At 71.0% G+C, this 17,204-nt stretch carries 19 protein-coding genes; 10 read left to right on the forward strand and 9 right to left on the reverse strand.

Features of this window, described 5'->3' with window-relative positions; all coding sequences use genetic code 11:
* Positions 1–97 precede the first annotated feature (97 nt).
* On the reverse strand, positions 98–1,318 hold the full coding sequence (locus IEZ05_RS16925) for an ROK family transcriptional regulator (RefSeq protein ID WP_373298792.1): 1,221 nt from the start codon (positions 1,316–1,318) through the stop codon (positions 98–100).
* Positions 1,319–1,373: 55 nt separating this feature from the next.
* Here IEZ05_RS16925 and IEZ05_RS16930 point away from each other — a divergent pair, with 55 nt between their 5' ends.
* The 3 genes from IEZ05_RS16930 (at position 1,374) to IEZ05_RS16940 (ending at position 3,920) form a co-directional block, all read left to right on the forward strand.
* A complete protein-coding gene (locus tag IEZ05_RS16930; RefSeq protein ID WP_189230947.1) occupies positions 1,374–2,453 on the forward strand; it encodes a Gfo/Idh/MocA family oxidoreductase in 1,080 nt (359 codons plus the stop codon).
* Positions 2,450–2,929, forward strand: a complete 480-nt coding sequence (locus IEZ05_RS16935; RefSeq protein ID WP_189230948.1) for a heme-degrading domain-containing protein — start codon at positions 2,450–2,452, stop codon at positions 2,927–2,929. Before IEZ05_RS16930 ends, IEZ05_RS16935 begins: the two co-directional genes overlap by 4 nt.
* A 118-nt stretch (positions 2,930–3,047) precedes the next feature.
* Complete coding sequence (locus IEZ05_RS16940) at positions 3,048–3,920, forward strand: LLM class F420-dependent oxidoreductase (protein ID WP_189230949.1); 873 nt, start codon at positions 3,048–3,050, stop codon at positions 3,918–3,920.
* A gap of 82 nt (positions 3,921–4,002) precedes the next feature.
* On the opposite strand, the gene IEZ05_RS16945 is transcribed toward IEZ05_RS16940, so the two are convergent.
* The 4 genes from IEZ05_RS16945 to IEZ05_RS16960 all read right to left on the reverse strand — a co-directional run bounded on the left by IEZ05_RS16945 (position 4,003) and on the right by IEZ05_RS16960 (position 6,817).
* On the reverse strand, positions 4,003–4,860 hold the full coding sequence (locus IEZ05_RS16945) for a fumarylacetoacetate hydrolase family protein (RefSeq protein ID WP_189230950.1): 858 nt from the start codon (positions 4,858–4,860) through the stop codon (positions 4,003–4,005).
* Positions 4,861–5,021: 161 nt separating this feature from the next.
* The gene (locus IEZ05_RS16950) at positions 5,022–5,741 is read right to left on the reverse strand and encodes a YidC/Oxa1 family membrane protein insertase (RefSeq protein WP_189230951.1); all 720 of its coding nucleotides are present in this window, start codon (positions 5,739–5,741) and stop codon (positions 5,022–5,024) included.
* A 109-nt stretch (positions 5,742–5,850) separates the two neighbouring features.
* Positions 5,851–6,162 carry a DUF6412 domain-containing protein gene (locus IEZ05_RS16955; RefSeq protein ID WP_189230952.1) on the reverse strand — a complete coding sequence of 104 codons (312 nt, stop codon included), beginning with the start codon at positions 6,160–6,162 and terminating at the stop codon, positions 5,851–5,853.
* Between the two features lie 91 nt (positions 6,163–6,253).
* A complete protein-coding gene (locus IEZ05_RS16960) occupies positions 6,254–6,817 on the reverse strand; it encodes a winged helix-turn-helix transcriptional regulator (protein ID WP_189230953.1) in 564 nt (187 codons plus the stop codon).
* A gap of 112 nt (positions 6,818–6,929) precedes the next feature.
* On the opposite strand from IEZ05_RS16960, the gene IEZ05_RS16965 reads away from it, so the two are divergent.
* From IEZ05_RS16965 to IEZ05_RS16980, 4 genes are all read left to right on the forward strand, one after another.
* Positions 6,930–8,387 (forward strand): MFS transporter, encoded by a 1,458-nt coding sequence (locus IEZ05_RS16965; RefSeq protein ID WP_189230954.1) that lies wholly within the window; start codon positions 6,930–6,932, stop codon positions 8,385–8,387.
* A 76-nt stretch (positions 8,388–8,463) separates the two neighbouring features.
* Positions 8,464–9,480 (forward strand): SEC-C domain-containing protein, encoded by a 1,017-nt coding sequence (locus tag IEZ05_RS16970; protein WP_189230955.1) that lies wholly within the window; start codon positions 8,464–8,466, stop codon positions 9,478–9,480.
* A 112-nt stretch (positions 9,481–9,592) separates the two neighbouring features.
* Positions 9,593–10,045, forward strand: coding sequence for an SRPBCC family protein (locus IEZ05_RS16975; RefSeq protein WP_189230956.1), 453 nt, complete (start codon positions 9,593–9,595; stop codon positions 10,043–10,045).
* A 180-nt stretch (positions 10,046–10,225) separates the two neighbouring features.
* Positions 10,226–13,372, forward strand: a complete 3,147-nt coding sequence (locus IEZ05_RS16980) for a DUF3427 domain-containing protein (protein WP_189230957.1) — start codon at positions 10,226–10,228, stop codon at positions 13,370–13,372.
* Positions 13,373–13,394: 22 nt separating this feature from the next.
* Here IEZ05_RS16980 and IEZ05_RS16985 read toward each other — a convergent pair whose 3' ends face one another.
* Positions 13,395–14,048 carry an ATP-binding protein gene (locus tag IEZ05_RS16985; protein WP_189231087.1) on the reverse strand — a complete coding sequence of 218 codons (654 nt, stop codon included), beginning with the start codon at positions 14,046–14,048 and terminating at the stop codon, positions 13,395–13,397.
* Between the two features lie 215 nt (positions 14,049–14,263).
* On the opposite strand from IEZ05_RS16985, the gene IEZ05_RS16990 reads away from it, so the two are divergent.
* The 3 genes from IEZ05_RS16990 to IEZ05_RS17000 are packed head-to-tail and all read left to right on the forward strand — an operon-like array spanning position 14,264 to position 15,620.
* Positions 14,264–15,109, forward strand: a complete 846-nt coding sequence (locus IEZ05_RS16990; RefSeq protein WP_189230958.1) for a helix-turn-helix domain-containing protein — start codon at positions 14,264–14,266, stop codon at positions 15,107–15,109.
* Complete coding sequence (locus IEZ05_RS16995) at positions 15,109–15,297, forward strand: DUF397 domain-containing protein (RefSeq protein ID WP_189230959.1); 189 nt, start codon at positions 15,109–15,111, stop codon at positions 15,295–15,297. Before IEZ05_RS16990 ends, IEZ05_RS16995 begins: the two co-directional genes overlap by 1 nt.
* Positions 15,298–15,323: 26 nt before the next feature.
* Positions 15,324–15,620, forward strand: coding sequence for a hypothetical protein (locus tag IEZ05_RS17000; protein ID WP_229869738.1), 297 nt, complete (start codon positions 15,324–15,326; stop codon positions 15,618–15,620).
* A 124-nt stretch (positions 15,621–15,744) separates the two neighbouring features.
* Here the strand turns inward: IEZ05_RS17000 and IEZ05_RS17005 are convergent, their stop codons facing one another.
* The 3 genes from IEZ05_RS17005 to IEZ05_RS17015 form a co-directional block, all read right to left on the reverse strand.
* A complete protein-coding gene (locus IEZ05_RS17005) occupies positions 15,745–16,143 on the reverse strand; it encodes an ASCH domain-containing protein (RefSeq protein WP_373298794.1) in 399 nt (132 codons plus the stop codon).
* Between the two features lie 122 nt (positions 16,144–16,265).
* Entirely contained in the window at positions 16,266–16,643 is a 378-nt protein-coding gene (locus IEZ05_RS17010; RefSeq protein WP_189230960.1) for a nuclear transport factor 2 family protein, read from the reverse strand.
* Between the two features lie 78 nt (positions 16,644–16,721).
* Complete coding sequence (locus tag IEZ05_RS17015) at positions 16,722–17,144, reverse strand: cytidine deaminase family protein (protein WP_229869739.1); 423 nt, start codon at positions 17,142–17,144, stop codon at positions 16,722–16,724.
* Between the last annotated feature and the right edge of the window lie 60 nt (positions 17,145–17,204).

Below are 17,204 nucleotides of genomic sequence, written 5' to 3' on the forward strand. Positions count from 1 at the left end.
CCGGACGGCCTCGGTCACCGGGACCGCCGTTCGGGGTGTGCCCCCCGAACGGCCGCATCGGAGCCCTCGTCCGGCGTACGCAGGCCGACCGGCCGGGTCAGGGGCCGTCGCCCCGCCCGAACAGCGGCGCGAGCAGCAGCTGGGCCGCGCCCTGGGCGACCCCGCGCGTCCCACCGGGCGCGATCCGCACCGGTACGGCGCTCTCCCGCCCGCCCTCGCGCCGGGCCCGGGCGTCGAGAACGGCGCCGACCCCGGAGACGAACACCTCCGGCGCGCCGGCGACGGTACGGCCGCCGAGCAGGACCAGGTCGATGTCCAGCAGCCCGGCGAGGTTCGCGGCGCCCGCGCCCAGTACCCGTGCCGCCTCCGCGAGGTCGTCGCGGGCGACGGCGCCCAGGCAGAGGGCCTCGACGCAGCCGCGCCCGCCGCAGGTGCAGGGCGGCCCGTCCAGCTGGACGACCTGGTGCCCGAACTCCCCGGCACCGGTCCGGGCGCCCCGGTGCACGCCGCCGCCGAAGACGAGGCCGGCGCCGAGTCCCGTACCGAGGTGCAGATAGGCGAAGGAACCCCTCTCGCCGCCGACCGCCAGCCCCAGCGCCGCCGCGTTGGTGTCCTTGTCGACGACGACCGGCACGCCCAGGTGCCGGGTCAGCGCGTCCCGCAGCGGGAAGCCGTCCCACTCCGGGAAGCCGGTGACCCGGTGCAGTACGCCCCGCACGTGGTCGAGAGGTCCCGGGAGGGCGACACCGAGCCCGAGGAGCGTCGGTGCGTCGGCGAGACGTCCGCCCGGCACACCCAGCACGTCGGCGACCAGCTCCCCGGCCGCCCGCGCCACCCCCTCCAGCACGGTCGGCGCTCCCGCGCCCAGGTCCAGCGGGGACCGCCGCTCCCCCACGACCGTCCCCGTGAGGTCGACCAGCACGGCCCGCAGCTCGTCCCGGTCCAGATGCACGCCCACCGCGTGTCCCGCCTCCGGCACCAGCCGCAGTACCGTCCGCGGCTTGCCGCCCGTGGACGCGCGGCGCCCGGCCTCGGCGGCGAGGCCCTCCGCCCGCAACCGGGCGGTGATCTTGCTGACCGCCTGCGGAGTGAGCCCGGTGCGCTCGGCGAGTTCGAGCCGGCTGATGCCCTCCGAACCGGCGGTGCGCAGCAGATCGAGGACGAGGGCCGTGTTGTGGCTGCGCAGGGCGAGCAGATTCGCACCGCCCGCCGCGGCCCGCACGCCCCCGCGCACACCCCCGGCACCCCGCACGTCGCCGCCGCCCTCCGCGACACGCCGCGTACCGTCGCCCGTTCCTCCGCCGTCAGCCCTGTTCACGCCCCCATTGTCCCCCGCGCTTGCACTTTGGCAACAGCGTTGCCAAAGTGGACGTATGACTGGTACTCCCCCCGGCACCCCCCTGCGCGTCGGTCTCGTCGGCTACGGCCTCGCGGGCTCCGTCTTCCACGCGCCGCTGATCGCCGCCACCGAGGGCCTGGCCCTGGACACGGTGGTCACCTCCAACCCGGACCGGCAGCGGCAGGCCCGCGACGCGTTCCCGGACGTGCGGACCGTCGGCACGCCGGACGAGCTGTTCGACCGGGCCGCCGAGCTGGACCTGATCGTCATCGCGTCCCCGAACAAGACCCACGTGCCACTCGCCAAGCGTGCCCTGGAGGCCGGTCTGCCGGTCGTCGTGGACAAGCCGGTCGCGGGCACGGCCGCCGAGGCGCGCGAGCTGGCGGCGCTGGCCGAGGAGCGCGGTCTGCTGCTCTCCGTCTTCCAGAACCGCCGCTGGGACAACGACTTCCTCACCCTGCGCAAGCTGCTGGACGAGGGCGCGCTCGGCGACGTGTGGCGCTTCGAGTCGCGCTTCGAGCGCTGGCGGCCCGAGCCCAAGGGCGGCTGGCGCGAGTCGGGCGACCCGGCAGAGATCGGAGGTCTCCTCTACGACCTCGGCAGCCACGTCGTCGACCAGGCGCTCGTCCTGTTCGGCCCGGCCACGCAGGTGTACGCCGAGTCGGTCGTGCGCCGCGCCGGCGCCGAGGCGGACGACGACACGTTCATCGCGATCACGCACGCGAACGGCGTCCGTTCGCACCTCTACGTCTCCTCCACCGCCGCCCAGCTCGGCCCCCGTTTCCGGGTGCTGGGCTCGCAGGCGGGCTACGTCAAGTACGGCCTGGACCCGCAGGAGGCCGCGCTGCGCGAGGGCAAGCGGCCGGGCCCGGGTTGGGGCGAGGAGGACGAGTCGCTGTGGGGCCGCGTGGGCTCCGGGGAGTCCCCGCTGACCGGCGGCGGACGTGTGGAGGCGACCGTGCCGGGCGACTACCCCGCCTACTACGCGGCCGTCGCCGCGGCGCTGCGGGAGCAGGGCCCGGGCCCGGTCGGCGTCCGTGAGGCGGCTGCCGCCCTGGACGTCCTGGAGGCGGCCCGCCGTTCCGCCCGCGACGGAGTGGTGGTGGCCCTGTGACGCGCGAACAGACCCCCGCCCCGACCGTGGAGGAGCTGGAGGAGCAGGAACGCCGCCTGGTCTTCCGCCGGTTCACCCACGACGACGCGTGGGCGCTGGGCTCGCTCCTGGTCGAGCTGGCCCGGGAGCGCCGGGCACCCGTGGCCATCGACATCCACCGGGGCGGCCAGCAGCTCTTCCACGCGGCCCTGCCCGGATCGACCCCCGACAACGACGCCTGGATCGCCCGCAAGCGCCGGGTGGTGGAGCGGTACGGCTCCGCGTCGTACCTGGTGGGCGCGCGTTTCCGGGCCAAGGGCACGACGTTCGAGGACTCCTCGCGGCTCGACCCGGACACGTACGCGGCGCACGGCGGTTCCTTCCCGGTCACCGTGGAGGGCGTGGGCGTGATCGGCGCGGTGACGGTGTCGGGGCTGCCACAGGTGGAGGACCACCGGCTGGTGGTGGAGGCGCTGGAGCGGTTCCTGGGCGAGTAGCCCGAAAGGCCGCACCGGACGGCGCGGACGGCCGCCGCCGGGAATCATCGCCGGATCCCTCTGGTTGGCACGCGACGTACGACAGACGATCACGTGCCCACCGGAGGGATCGGAACCGATGAACGACGCGACGGCCGCACTGAAGGAATCCGTCGGACGCTACGGGATCTGGAGCCCGCACCTGCGCGCCGAGGACCCGGAGGGCCGGGGCGAACGCGCCGAGGCGGCCGCCGAGCTGGAGCAGCTCGGGTTCGGCGCCCTGTGGCTGGGCGGCAACAGCTCGGCCCGGCACGCCGCCCCGCTGATCGAGGCGACCTCGCGGATCGTCGTCGGCACCAGCATCCAGAGCGTCTGGGAGCACGAGGCCTCCGCCGCCGCGGCGGGCTTCGCCGAGCTGGAGGTGTCCCACCCCGGCCGCTTCGTGCTCGGCCTGGGCGTCAGCCACGGCCCGCGCGTCGAGGGGTACAGCCGCCCGTACTCGAAGATGGTCGAGTACCTCGACGAGCTGGACAAGGCCGGGATGCGGTCCGGTCACCGGGTGCTGGCCGCGCTCGGCCCGAAGATGCTGGACCTCTCCCGGGACCGGGCGGCGGGCGCGATCCCGTACCTGGTCACCCCCGAGCACACCGCGCAGGCCCGCGAGAGGCTCGGCGAAGGCCCGCTGCTGGCCCCGGAGTTCAAGGTCGTCCTCGACTCCGACCCGGCCCGCGCCCGCGCGACGGCCCGCGCCTACCTCGCCATGTACCTGCAGTTCCCGAACTACACCCAGAACTTCCTGCGCCTCGGCTTCACGGACGCCGACGTCGCGGACGGCGGCAGCGACCGCCTGATCGACGCCCTGTTCGCCTGGGGCGACGACGACACGATCCGCACCCGCATCACGGCCTTCCTCGACGCGGGCGCCGACCACGTGGCCCTCCAGGTGGTGGAAGCCGACACGACCCCCACCCCGAGGGAAGGCTGGCGCAGGCTCGCCTCACTGCTGGCGTGAGCGCAACCTCCTAGGGGCGCGGGGAACTGCGCGACCAGCCACAACGCACCGTGGGCGCCAACGCACCCGCGCCCCCACCCCCTTAGGCGTCCTTCAGCTCCTGCCGCTGCCGCCCGAGCCCCTCGATCTCCAGCTCGACCACATCGCCCGCCCGCAGATACCGCTTCGGCTCCGGCTGCCCCATCGCCACCCCCGCCGGCGTCCCGGTGTTGATGACATCACCGGGACGCAGCACCATGAACTGACTCACGTACCGCACGACCTCCCCCACCGGGAAGATCTGCTCCGCGGTCGTCCCGTCCTGCTTCAGGTCCCCGTTCACCCACAGCCGCAGCGACAGCCGCTGCGGGTCGGGCACCTCGTCTGCGGTCACCAGCCACGGACCGAGCGGGTTGAACGTCTCGCAGTTCTTGCCCTTGTCCCAGGTCCCGCCCCGCTCGATCTGGAACTCCCGCTCGGACACGTCGTGCGCGACCGCGTACCCCGCGACGCACGCGAGCCCCTCCTCGGCCGAGTCCAGGTAGCGGGCCGTACGGCCGATCACGACCGCCAGCTCCACCTCCCAGTCGGTCTTGACCGACCCGCGCGGCACGAGCACGGTGTCGTCCGGCCCGACGACCGTGTCCGGCGCCTTGAAGAAGACGACCGGCTCGGCGGGCGGCTCGGCCCCGGTCTCGCGGGCGTGGTCGTGGTAGTTGAGCCCGATGCACACGACCTTGCCGATCCGCCCCACGGGCGGTCCGACGCGCAGCCCCGTGCCGTCCAGGACGGGCAGCTCACCGGCGTCGGCGGCGGCCCGTACCCGGTCGAGGGCCGCGTCGTCGGCGAGCAGCTCGCCGTCGATGTCCGTCACCACGCCCGACAGGTCCCGCAGGGTCCCGTCGGCGTCGAGCAGCGCGGGCCGTTCCGACCCCGCCGTACCGACTCGCAGCAACTTCATGATCCCCAACTCCCTCATTCGCGGGCGCCCGCCCGATGAGGTGCGACCTGGTTGCGGCAGTGCGCAGCCATCGGAGGACTTGTTCGATCGTCCAAGGTCGGCTTCCACTCCGCAATACCCCGTTCACGTACTGGACCGTAGCCACGGTCCGGCGGCCCGCCTCAGCGGTACAAGACGGCCCGTTCGACGGCGCTCCACGTCGTGCTGGTGACGATGTACAGGGCGGCGGCCAGCGGCACGACGGCCACCGTGACGAGCGTGAAGAAGGACATGAACGGCATGACCTTGGTGATCGCCCCCAGTCCGGGCACCTGCTGCTCCCCGGCCCCGGCGGCGGGCAGCAGCGGCTGGTCGGCCATCCGCTGCCGGGTCAGGCGATAGCTGAAGGCGGCGACGCAGGCGACCAGCGCGAACAGCCCCACGTACACGAGCCCGGCGCCGCCGAGCATCCCGCCGTCCCCGAGCGCGTCGGCCCACCGCCCGCCGAGCGGCGCGGCGAGCAGCTGGTGGGACAGCAGGCCGTTGGCCTCGCCGCCGATCGAGCCGTTGGAGAAGAGGTGGTAGAGCAGGAAGAACGCGGGCAGCTGGAACAGGCTGGGCAGGCAGCCCGACAGCGGCGACACCTTCTCCTCGGCGTGCAGCTCCAGGACGGCCTTCTGCAGCTTCTCGGGGTTCTTCGCGTGCTTGCGCCGCAGCTCGGCGATCCTCGGCTGGAGCTCGGTGCGCGCCTTCTGCCCGCGTGCGGCGGCCCGCGACAGGGGGTGGACGAGGAGTCGTACGAGGGCGGTGAACAGGACGATGGCGGCGGCCGCGGCGGAGGCGCCGAACAGCGGCTGGAGCAGGTCGGCGAGGTGCTCGACCAGGCTGGCGAAAACGGACATGGGTGAGGAGCCCTCCGGGGGTCTCGTCGTGCCGGTGCGATCGGTGATCGGGGTGTGCGGCATGACGACCCGCGCGGGCGCACGGTCCTTGCGATGGTGAAGGGGTGCCCTACGCGGTGGTCGCCGGGAGGGCGTGTCCGGGTGCCCGTGGCCGGCGGCGGCCGGGGGCGTCGGGATCGCGTTGGGGCAGGAAGGCCGTACGTCGGTCCCGGTCCCTGATGGCCGTACGCACCCGGGTGGGCGGCACGGCGGGCACGCAGCGCGCGGTGATCAGGGCGCAGACGGCGAGCGCGGAGCCGGCCGCGGCGGTCGCGGCGAGCGCGACGGTGGCGGAGAGGCTCCCGACGTCGACGAGGGCGACGGGCAGGAGCACGAGCAGCAGGACGAGGAGGGGACGCGGAACGGCCCGGTCTCGGGTCATGAGCGCCTCCTCCCCTCGTACGCGTGTTTGCCCAGTTATACAGGACCCCGTACGGCACCCGACAGCGTGCGGGCGGGCGCCGGGCCGCCGCCTAGGCGGGGTCCGGCCGCGACGGCCGGTCGCCGTCGCTCCGCGGGTCGGTGTCGATCGGCTCGAGGAGCCGCCGCGGCTGGAGCAGGGCCTTGCTGACGGGGTCCGCCGGGTCCGGGTCGAGTCCGGGCCCCGGCACCATTTCGACGTCCCGGACGGCCACGACGGTTCCACAGGCGGGGCATTCGCCGTACGGGCCCAGCTCCGTGCCGCAGTCGGCGTGCCAGAACGATCGCAACGGCTGCCCGCCGAGGTGCTCGCGGCCCCACAGGCCGAGCGCCCGCAGGGCCGGCCACAGGGCGATGCCGCGGTCGGTGACCACGTACTCGTCCCGGGGCGGCGACTCCTGGTACCGGCGCTTCTCGAGGATGCCTTCGGCGGTGAGCGTCTGGAGGCGGTTGGCCAGGACGGCGCGCGGGATGCCGAGGTGGACGAGGAAGTCGTTGTAGCGCCGGACGCCGTAGAGCGCGTCGCGGATCACCAGCAGCGTCCACCGCTCGCCGACGACCTCCAGCGCGCGGGCGATCGCGCATTCCTGCGTCGCGTAGTCCTTGCCCAGTGCCATGAACTCCACTGTAGCCACTTTCCGACGAGTGGGTTCATTCATCGAACCAAGGATGTTAGGTTGACCGGCCAGAGGGTCAGTTCAGTAACCGAACCTACTGAGAGCGGACGACATGACCGACACAGGCACGGACTCCACCGCAACCGCCCCCACCCCCACCGGCACCGGCACCGGCACCGGCACCGGCACCGGCACCGGCACCGGCACCGTAGGCCGGAAGGGCCGCCCCGACCGGCACGCGCCACCACGCCCCGGTCTCACCCTCGGCCTCACCAGCGCCGCGACCGCCGTGGCCCTGATGACGTACACCGCGCCGATGGTCACGCTCCCCGAGACGGCCGCCGACCTGCACACCCCGCTGTCCGCCCAGGCCTGGCTGCTGAACGGCACCCCGCTGGGCCTGGCCGCCCTGCTCCTGGTGGCCGGCTCCCTGGCCGACGACTACGGGCGCCGCCGGATCTTCCTCTCCGGCACCCTGGCCCTCGGCATCACCACCGCCCTGGGCGCGTTCGCCACCACGACGTGGCTGTTCACCCTGGCCCGCATCGCGCAGGGCGCGGCGAGCGCGGCACTGCTGGCCAGCAGCCTGGGCCTGCTGGTGCACGCCTTCCCCACCCCGGCCGGACGGCTGCGCGCGACCGGCGTGTGGGGCGCCTTCGTGAGCGGCGGCATCGCGGTGGGCCCCCTGCTGACCGGGGCGATCCCGAACTGGCGGCTGTCCTACGGCATTCTCGGCGCCGCCACGCTGCTCGTCGCGGGACTGGGGGCGCGGTTCCTGTCGGAGTCGCGCTCGCCGCGGGGCGGCCGGCCGGACCTCGCCGGGGCGGTGACGTTCGGACTCGCGCTGGTCGCGCTGGTGGCGGCGGTGACGCTGGGCCGCGACGGCTGGCTGCGGGCACCGGTGGGTCTGCTGCTGGCGGCGACCGTGCTGCTGGGCGGCCTGTTCGTCCTGCTGGAGCGCCGCGCGGCCACCCCGATGATCGACCTGTCCCTGCTGCGCCGCGCTCCCTTCCTGGCGTCCTCCGCCGGCGGCCTGTTCACGGGCCTGGCGGTGATCGGACTGTTCAGCTTCCTGCCGGCGCTGCTGCAACAGCGGCTCGGGCTCTCCCCGATGGACACGGCGTGGCTGTTCCTGCTCTGGTCCGGCCTGTCCTTCGCCGTCGCCCTCCAGGCCCGCCGCATCGCCCACCGCGTGCCGCCGCGCCACCAACTGACCGTCGGCTTCGCCCTGCACGCGGCCGGCGCCCTGACGATGCTCGGCGCGGTCGGCGCCGGCTCCTGGACCCGCCTGCTGCCGGGCCTGGTCGTGGCCGGAGTGGGCAGCGGCCTGCTGAACGCCGCGCTGCCGCTGCTCGCCGTGGAGTCGGTACCGGCGGCGCGGGCGGCGATGGGGTCGGGGGCGCAGCAGACGTTCCGCTACATCGGCTCGTGCGCCGGCGTCGCCCTGACGATCGCGATCGCCACGTCGGCGGGCGACCTGGGGCGGGGCACGGACGTGGCCCTCTGGGTGTCGGCGGGGCTGGCCGCGGTGGCGGCGGTGCTGGTGGGGGTGCTGCGGGAGCGGGGTTGAGCGGCGGGGCGCCTCGGCGGGCCTCTGACCTGCAGCCCCCTGACCTTCGTCACCTCGCGGCAGTACGGTGTCACCCATGCGCCCCGACACGCCTGCCGAAAACGTCGACCACGCCGCCGAAGCCGCCCGCCTGGAGCGGACCGCCGGCCTGTACCCGGAGGACGCCGAGGCCCTCCTGGTCCGCGCCGCGGCCCACCTGGAGCTGTCCGGCGACCGCCCCTCCGCGACCAAGCTCTACGACCGCCTGCTGTCCTCGCCGGACGGGCTGGAGAACCCCTCCCTGGTCCGCGCCCTCAAGGCGTCGAACCTCTGGGAGTACGGCCACGAGGCGGAGGCCAGGGCGATCATCGAGGGCGTCCGCACGACGGCCCCGCGCGACCCGGCCGCCTGGGTGATCGTGGCCGAGGCCCTGGAGGCCCACGACGAGCTGGAGGCGGCCCAGGAGACGTTCACGGAGGGCGCCCGCCTGCTCCTGACGGACGTGGCCGAGCCGCCGTACGCCACGCATCCCCTGCTGTACGGGCGCCACCGGGTACGGCGCATGCTGGGCGCGCCCCACGACGACTGGGACCGCCTGGCGGACACCCTGCACTCGATGCCGGTGTCCCTGGACGAGCTGCACGACCCGAAGCGCGTCTGGTCCCTCGGCTCGGACGACCCGGCCGACCTGGAGGCGGAGATCTCCCGCCTGCGCGCCGAGCTGGGCGCGTACCGCGAGGCCCTGTCGCGCCCCTTCCCGGTGGCCATGCTCCACTGGCCGGCGGACGAACTGACGGAGCTGCTGGAGGCGTACCCGTCCCTGTCCGCGGAGTACCCCTCCTACGAGGAGCACCTGACGACGATAGAGGCGGCTCTGCGCGAACTCGCCTCGTCGGGCACCCCGAACCTGGGCGTCGTACGCGGCACCGTCCCGTCGTACGAGGCGTTCGCGGCCTCGGAGGGCGCGTCCCCGTCCGACGCGACGCTGCTGCCGCAGTACGCGACGACTCTGGCGGCCCGGGGCCGCGCGGTGGCGTGGCCTCCGCAGCGAGGCGCGGGGTGCTGGTGCGGGTCGGGGCGGGCCTACGGGGAGTGCCACGGCACCGAGGCGTGACGGGGCGGGGGCGAGCAGCGTTTCGGCGGACCGATGAGGTTCGCCGTCCGCGGACGTCTACCTGTGCGACCACCTCGCGCGAGGGCGTGAGGGCCTGAGCAAGGAGTCCCCCATGAGCACCGGACAGACCACCGCGGCCGACGGCTTCTCCTACACCCTGACCCGCGTCCTGGACGCCCCGGTGGCCCGGGTCTGGCAGGCCTGGACCACCCCCGAGCAGTACGCCCCGTGGGCCCACGCCGCCCCCGGCTCCGTCGAGATGGACGTACGCCCGGGCGGCGCCTGGAAGGCCACGATGCTCACCCCCGACGGCGACGCGTTCCCACTGACCGGCTCCTACGTGGAGGTGGCAGAGCCCAGCCGCCTGGTCCTCGGCATGGACGTCCCGGGCCGCGCGGACCAGGTGACGATGACCCTGGAACTCACGGAACAGGACCCCGCCCGCACGGAGATCGCCCTCAGCCAGACCTGCGACACGGCGGAGGAACGGGACATGGCGGAGCAGGGCAGCGGGATGCTGCTGGACGGGCTGGCGGGGTATCTGGGGGAGGGGGCGGGGGGCTGAGTCTTTGCCCCGTCCCCGTCAGGAGCGGTGCAGCATCGCACCGCCGAGCGCGACGGTCGCGGACTCGAACACCGCCGTGGGCGCCGACGGCGGCGAACAACGCCTCCCGCACCGCTCACAGCCTTGTCAGTGGCTCCTGTTAGAACTAGGGCACATCAACGAGTGACCGAGGGGGTCTTGGTGGGAGACGCGGGGGAGCTGGCGCAGCCGGTCTCGGGGGTCTACGAGAAACTGATCACGGAGGACGTGCGTGACGAGCTGAAGCAACTCGAGGCGATGGGGTGGAAGGCCGTCGACGCGGAGGTCAGCCCGGAGTCCTCTCCTCATGTACTGGCTCGGCACGTCGGGGAGATGGTGGCCCGTCACCTCGGTCAGCTTCCGTCTGACCAGCAGGTTCCCTTCGCCAACCGGATCCTGGAGTCTCTGGCCACGAGTGCAGGTGGCCACAGCGACCTCGATACCGTCGGCCCCATCGTCGAGGGGCCCCGGCAGTTGTTGGCCCTCGCCGAGCAGGAGGCACCCGGCGCCTACGCGATCCGCCCACTCACTCCGTTGTCCGAAACGTCGTTGCTCACCAACTCGCCCGATGACCTCAGTCTGGGCTCCGAGCTGAGAGCAGAGTTGGCCACCGCCGACCGCATCGATCTGCTGTGCGCGTTCGTGAAGTGGTACGGCATTCGCGTCCTGGAAGACTCCCTGCGCGCCGCCAAGGAGCGGGGCGTACCGATCCGGGTCATCACGACCACCTACATGGGCGCCACCGACCGCCACGCGCTCGACCGGCTCGTGCGCGACTTCGGCGCCACCGTCAAGGTCAACTATGAGATCCGCTCGACGCGGCTGCACGCCAAGGCTTGGCTCTTCCGGCGCAAGACAGGTTTCGACACGGCGTACGTCGGCAGTTCCAACCTGTCCCGAGCGGCGCTCCTCGACGGCCTGGAATGGAACGTACGGCTGTCGTCGGTGGCCACACCCGCGGTGCTCGACAAGTTCGAGGCAACCTTCGACGCCTACTGGAACGACACGGCCTTCGAGACGTACGACCCCGACCTGCACGGAGAGCGCCTCGACGGGGCACTGGCCCAGGCGAGTGGGTCCACGTCGACCACCGATCTGAGGATCAACCTCTCCGGCCTAGAGGTGCGTCCCTTTCCGCACCAGCGAGACATGCTGGAACGGTTGACCGTCGAGCGCGAGATCCGCGGACGGCACCGCAACCTACTCGTTGCGGCAACGGGTACCGGGAAGACCGTCATGGCCGCCCTCGACTACCGCCGTCTGTGCAGGGAGTCGGACGCTGGTCGGCCGCGGCTGCTGTTCGTGGCGCACCGCAAGGAAATTCTGAAGCAGTCCTTGCGCACCTACCGCGAGGTGCTGGACGATGCCTCGTTCGGTGAGCTGCTGCACGGCGGAGCCGATCCGCGCGAGTGGAACCACGTCTTCGCCAGCGTGCAGTCACTCAACGTCCAGAGACTGGAGCAGTTGGCTCCGGACCACTTCGACGTCATCGTCATTGACGAGTTCCACCACGCCACGGCTTCCACCTACCGACGGGTGATCGACCACTTCGCCCCAAAGGAACTGTTGGGCCTGACCGCCACGCCGGAACGGATGGACGGACTCAATGTGCAGGACGAATTCTTCGAGGGCCGCATCGCTGCCGAGATGAGGCTCTGGGAGGCGCTGGAAAACGATCTGCTCTGCCCCTTCCACTACTTCGGCATTCCTGACGGTACGGATCTGACCAACGTCGGCTGGCAGAAGGGCTCGTATGCCGATCAGGACCTCGGGAATCTCTACACGGGAAACGATGCCCGAGCCCGCATCGTCGTCAAGCAGATCCGGGACAAGGTCTCCGACCCCGGTGCCATGCGTGCGCTCGGCTTCTGCGTCACCAAGGCGCATGCCCACTACATGGCGGATTTCTTCCGCAAGGCCAACTTCGAGGCTGTGGCGCTCGACAGTGACTCGCCTGCCGACGTGCGCGCCCGGGCGCTGACCGACCTGCGTGACGGCAAGCTTCAGGTCATCTTCTCGGTGGACCTGTTCAACGAGGGGCTCGACATCCCTGACGTCGACACCCTCCTCTTGCTGCGGCCCACCAACAGCGCCACTGTCTTCCTCCAACAGCTGGGACGAGGGCTGCGGCGCACCGAGACCAAGCCTGTGCTCACTGTGCTCGACTTCATCGGTCAGCACCGGGCGGAGTTCCGTTTCGAGGAGCAGTTCCGGGCCCTGACCAACCTCTCGCGAAACCGGCTCGTCGAGCACATCGAGCGGGACTTCCCGCAGCTGCCGTCCGGCTCCCAGATCATCCTGGAAGGCAAGTCGAAGGACCTCATCCTCGACAACATCCGGACCCAGCTGGGCGCCACGGTGAAGACCCTGGTGAAGGAGGTCAAGGAGTACAGCACCCCGCGTCTCGCTGATTACCTCAGGGAAAGCCGCCGAGAGATCAAAGAGCTGTACAAGGGCGACAACTCCTGGACAACCGTCCTCCGCCGGGCCGGCCTGCTGGAGGAGTCACTTCCGCAGGGTGAAGCGGCTCTACTCAAGCGAGCCCACGCGTTCCTCCACGTGGACGATCCGGAACGCGCTCAGGCATACCTCCGCCTACTCGATGACGAGGCCCCGCCCTACAGCGAGCTGGGACCCGCCGACCAGGCGTACGCCCGCATGCTGTTCTTCAACCTCTGGGACAACGCAGGCGGGTTCACCAGCTACCAGGAGGGACTGGAGTCCCTGCGGACTCAGCACGCGGTCCGTGACGAGCTCCAACAGTTGCTGTCTTACGTGATCGAGCAGGCCGACCACCTGCCCATCTCGCTGACCGGGCCTCTCAGTCATGTCCCGCTCAAGGTTCACAGCGCATACAACCGCTCGGAGATACTCGCCGCCCTCGGCGTCGCCCGCATCGGTGGCCAGATGCCCCGGTCCTTCGCGCAGGGCGTGCAGTGGGTCGAGGAGCTCCAGACGGATGCCCTCCTCATCACGCAGGAGAAGAATGAGAAGGACTTCTCCCCCACAGTTCGGTACAAGGACTACGCGCTGAGCCCCACCCTCTACCACTGGGAGTCACAGAACGCGACGGCCGCCGACTCCCGCACAGGCATGCGCTACCAGCAACACGCGCAGCGCGGGAGTCATGTGCTCCTGTTCATGCGCCGCTACAAGAACAGCGACATAGGGAAGTCCCAGCCCTGGATGCTCCTCGGCCCGGCGACTTACGAAAGCCACACCGGTAGCAAACCGATGGCGATCACCTGGCGCCTGGAGCACGACCTCCCGGCCGACGTGTGGACGTACTCGGCCATCAAAGCAAGCTGACCTACGGAATTCGTGCACACGATCAGCGCGCTTCGGCCTCCGCCTCAAAATGGGCTTGGGCCCGGTCCAGTACGTCGTCCGGGTCCCGGCCATGCGCGCGGAGCCAATGGAGGAGATCGGTGATGACGTCGATCGCCGTCTCCTCCGCAATCGTCGTCCCCAGCCGACTGAAGGCCACGCCCTGCAGCGGCATCGACGTCGAGGCGTAGAGCTCCAGCACATCTGCTGCCCGGGCCACACGAGGAGGAGCGGCATACCCGTTGGCCGGCGTGGGGCTCGTGCGGAGCTCGCACCACGTCGACTTGCACTCGGCGGCGAGGTCGACGCCCCAGCGGTCGGTAAGGGCGTCGATGAGCGCCATACCCCGCCCACCCTCAGCATCGTCGGCCGCATCGGTCAGAACCGGGAGAGCCCGCGAGTCCGGGTCGTGAACCTCGATCCGCAGGCGGATTCCGTTCATGGAGACGGCGAGCATGGAGGGCGTTCCGGGCCCAACATGCTTGATGACGTTGGCGACGAGCTCACTGACACACAGCTGAGCAACGTCGGCGAGTTCATGCAAGTCCCAGAGTTCCAGGTGCATTCGCATAAGGCGACGCAGCCCAGCCACTTCCTCCGGCTCCGCTGAGAAGGGCAGCTTCCATGCCCGCCTTGCCCTCCGACCCGCGCTTTCCATGAAGTAGCCCACCCTCTCGCTCCCCGGATCCTCGGCACCCTGTGCGCTCTGTGACCCCTTGGCGACCAAGCGTTGCATTGAGACTTCCAAAATGGAACTCTCATCTAGGCCGAGCAGGAGCGCCCACGCTCAGCACGCGCCCCCGGCGCACACCGTCTTGCTGTTCCTCGCGATGAACACGACGATCTACGGCATCGACACGAAGGGCCGTTGGTATGGCAATGGGACCCACCACTCGCAGGCGTCAGCTCGGCGCCGACCTGCGTCGCCTCCGCGAGAGGAGAGGCTTGACCCTGGAGGAGGCGGGAGCGCTAGTCGGCATCTCCAAGGCAACACTCAGCCGCTACGAGACGAAGGAAGGCACGGTCAAGTGGCGGGCCGTTGATGCTTTGTGTCGCGAGTACGGAGCTACGGACGAGGAGCGCGCAGCTCTGGTCGAGCTGGCCAAGGGGGCCAAGATCCAGGGATGGTGGCGGTCGCTCGCCGATCCCATCCCCGAGTCCATGAACCTCATGCTCACTCTCGAGGACGAGGTCGTACGTGAGGACCACTACGCCTGCATGTACGTTCCCGGCCTGCTCCAGACCCGTGCGTACGCCGAAGCCGTACACCGGGCCTCGGAGGTGCAGTGTGAGGAGCGCGAGGTCCAGCTCATGGTCGACATCCGCATGAAGCGGCAGGAGTTGCTGGAACGCGAGGAGCCGCCGCACATCTGGTGCGTGATCGACGAGGCGGCGATCCGACGGCGAGTTGGGGGCAGGGAGGTCATGAAAGAGCAACTGGAGCACCTGCTCACCGTGTCCGAACGACCGCACATCACCGTCCAAGTGCTGCCGTTCGCACGCGGCGCTCATGCAGCAGCCGTCGGCAGCTTCGCCGTTCTCCGCGGACAAGCTCCTGAGTTGGACGTCGTGTACGTGGACCTCCTCGGCGGTGGGCTCTTCATGGAGAAGCCGCAGGAGTTGGAGCGTTATAAGTTGGCGTTCCAGTACCTCAGCGCACAGGCGCTCGACTTGGAGTCGTCAGCCGACCTCGTCGATCGGATCAGCAAGGAGTCATGATGACGGCAGCGTCGGAACTGCACTGGTTCACGTCCTCCTACAGCGGAGGCAGCGGGACCGAGTGTGTGGAGGCCGCACTCATACCCACAGGGATACTGATCCGTGACTCCAAGCACCCCGAAGGACCTCTCGTCGAGGTATCCGACGCAGCATGGTGCTGGTTCCTGGCCGCTTCGCTGCAACGCTGAATTCCTGGACTTCGAGGAGCACACTCGTGGTCACACGGCACGCGGAGACAGTCGCTCCCGCACGGCTGCCGCTGAAGACCATCGGGGACGTACGAGCCGCTCTGCGTTCCGGGCACGGGTTTCCCGGCGACCGAGAGGCTTTCGAGGTTGACCTGCAGCGTGCGCTGGAGGCGTCATCCGAGACTGACCTCAAGGCCCTGGTAACAGTGATCGTCGATTACCGCGGCAGGATCCTCCTGTACCTGGACCCAGACTTCGACATCGCCGTACAAGAGGGCGTCGACCTCACAGCGCGACTGAAGCGGCAGGCTCCGCGTCGGTGAACGGCGGCCCGGGCGGCCGGGCTCCCGGGTGGCTGGCTGCCCAGTGGGCGAGAAACCACCGGGTATCCGGACGCTTGCTGGGGCTCCCCTCATGCGGCACCAGAGAACCTACGGGGTCACCCCACTAGCAACCCGCAACGACCCGGAACCGCAGGCACACCAGCGGCGTTTCCTCGTCCACCGGTGCGCCGATGGCCTCCCAGAAGCGTCTGTGGCCCGTCCGCCACTCGTCCAGGGAGCGGTCGCCCTCTCCTTCGGCGGCGGCGTGCTCCCACGTGACCGCGCCGAACGGAGCCGGCTGGACGCGGGTGATCTCGATCGTGGCGACGCAGTCCCCGTCGTTGCCGAGGAGGGCCAGGCGCTCACCCTCGAACTCCAGGCCCTCCGTCTCCTCCACGTACTCGGCCAGCAGGCCGGTGGTGGCGGTCTTCCGCCCGGCCAGGACGAGAGCGTTGAGCCGCTCCCGCATCTCTCCCGGCGTGCCGAGTTCCAGCGCCCGCATGCCGTTCACCCGTGGCCACACGGTTCCACCGCCCCTTCCGGCGCCTGCGCCACGCCGACCGTTCCGTACTGATGGCCCCCTGGCGGCACGTGATCACCCCCACAAGCCGGTTCAGAAGGAGAACAACGCCCGAGCACGCCCTCTCAGGAAGCGGACGGCTCGATCTCCCCCGCGAAGACGATCACCTGGTCGATCAGGCTCCGCCGTAGATGGACGACGTCCGTTCCCGCCAGGCGGGGGCCTCCGTCCGGCGTGGTGAAGGCCCACTTGTACCGGGCCCACTCGTCAGGCATGTCCACCGCCGAGCAGCGCACCATCGTGCCGGTCCCCGCCGGGTGGCGCCGGATGTCCAGCACGAACTGCTCGACCGCCGCGATCCCTTCCCTGCGTCCCAACGGCCCCCAGAAGACCACGTCCGAGGTCAGGGCCTGGGAGAGCAGCTCAGTCACATAGCTGTCGTCCGAGGCGTTGAACGCGGAGAGGAACGTGTCGATCGCGGACCGTGCTGTCTCTTCCTGCATGCACCAGTCATACCAGCCGTTTCGCCCAACGCGCTCCAGCGGACGGCGTACCGCACTGGGCGGGGGCGAGGGGGGCGCTCAGGACGACGCCCCCGCCCCGTCAATCTCCAGCTGGTGGTCCGCCCAGACGTACGTCTCCGGCAGGAGGTCGGTGACCGGCACCGTCCGCGCCTCCGCGCCCCTGCCCACGATGACCTTGAGGTCGGGGAAGTAGTCGGCCAGGACCTGCCGGCACCGGCCGCACGGGGGGACCACGCCCCGGTCGCGGTCGCCCACGGCGACCATCGTGTCCAGTTCGTACGCGCCCTGCGCGGCTGCCGCTCCGACGACGACCAGCTCGGCGCAGGGGCCGCCGGTGAAGTGGTACGCGTTCATCGCGGTGACGATGCGGCCGTCCCGGGTGCGGGCCGCGGCTGCCATGGTGTGGTTGTCGCCGTGGCTGCGCGTGCGGGCGACGTCGGCCGCGGCCTGGATCAGTTCGTGGTCGACGGGGTGCGTCACGGCGGAGGCTCCTGCGGGGTGGCGTGGGTGGTCAGGGCGTCGGCCGACCAACCTAGTGCC

The organism is Streptomyces flaveolus, from assembly GCF_014648815.1.
In the GTDB taxonomy this organism is placed as follows: domain Bacteria; phylum Actinomycetota; class Actinomycetes; order Streptomycetales; family Streptomycetaceae; genus Streptomyces; species Streptomyces flaveolus.

What these genes read in the sequence shown, in the direction of transcription:
- IEZ05_RS16995 (WP_189230959.1), top strand. Translation starts at nt 15,109, where the DNA reads ATGACGGCAGCGTCGGAACTGCACTGGTTCACGTCCTCCTACAGCGGA.
- IEZ05_RS17010 (WP_189230960.1), bottom strand. Translation starts at nt 16,643, where the DNA reads ATGCAGGAAGAGACAGCACGGTCCGCGATCGACACGTTCCTCTCCGCG.
- IEZ05_RS16950 (WP_189230951.1), bottom strand. Translation starts at nt 5,741, where the DNA reads ATGTCCGTTTTCGCCAGCCTGGTCGAGCACCTCGCCGACCTGCTCCAG.
- IEZ05_RS16975 (WP_189230956.1), top strand. Translation starts at nt 9,593, where the DNA reads ATGAGCACCGGACAGACCACCGCGGCCGACGGCTTCTCCTACACCCTG.
- IEZ05_RS16940 (WP_189230949.1), top strand. Translation starts at nt 3,048, where the DNA reads ATGAACGACGCGACGGCCGCACTGAAGGAATCCGTCGGACGCTACGGG.
- IEZ05_RS16985 (WP_189231087.1), bottom strand. Translation starts at nt 14,048, where the DNA reads ATGGAAAGCGCGGGTCGGAGGGCAAGGCGGGCATGGAAGCTGCCCTTC.
- IEZ05_RS16955 (WP_189230952.1), bottom strand. Translation starts at nt 6,162, where the DNA reads ATGACCCGAGACCGGGCCGTTCCGCGTCCCCTCCTCGTCCTGCTGCTC.
- IEZ05_RS16960 (WP_189230953.1), bottom strand. Translation starts at nt 6,817, where the DNA reads ATGGCACTGGGCAAGGACTACGCGACGCAGGAATGCGCGATCGCCCGC.
- IEZ05_RS16930 (WP_189230947.1), top strand. Translation starts at nt 1,374, where the DNA reads ATGACTGGTACTCCCCCCGGCACCCCCCTGCGCGTCGGTCTCGTCGGC.
- IEZ05_RS16945 (WP_189230950.1), bottom strand. Translation starts at nt 4,860, where the DNA reads ATGAAGTTGCTGCGAGTCGGTACGGCGGGGTCGGAACGGCCCGCGCTG.
- IEZ05_RS16965 (WP_189230954.1), top strand. Translation starts at nt 6,930, where the DNA reads ATGACCGACACAGGCACGGACTCCACCGCAACCGCCCCCACCCCCACC.
- IEZ05_RS16990 (WP_189230958.1), top strand. Translation starts at nt 14,264, where the DNA reads ATGGCAATGGGACCCACCACTCGCAGGCGTCAGCTCGGCGCCGACCTG.
- IEZ05_RS16970 (WP_189230955.1), top strand. Translation starts at nt 8,464, where the DNA reads ATGCGCCCCGACACGCCTGCCGAAAACGTCGACCACGCCGCCGAAGCC.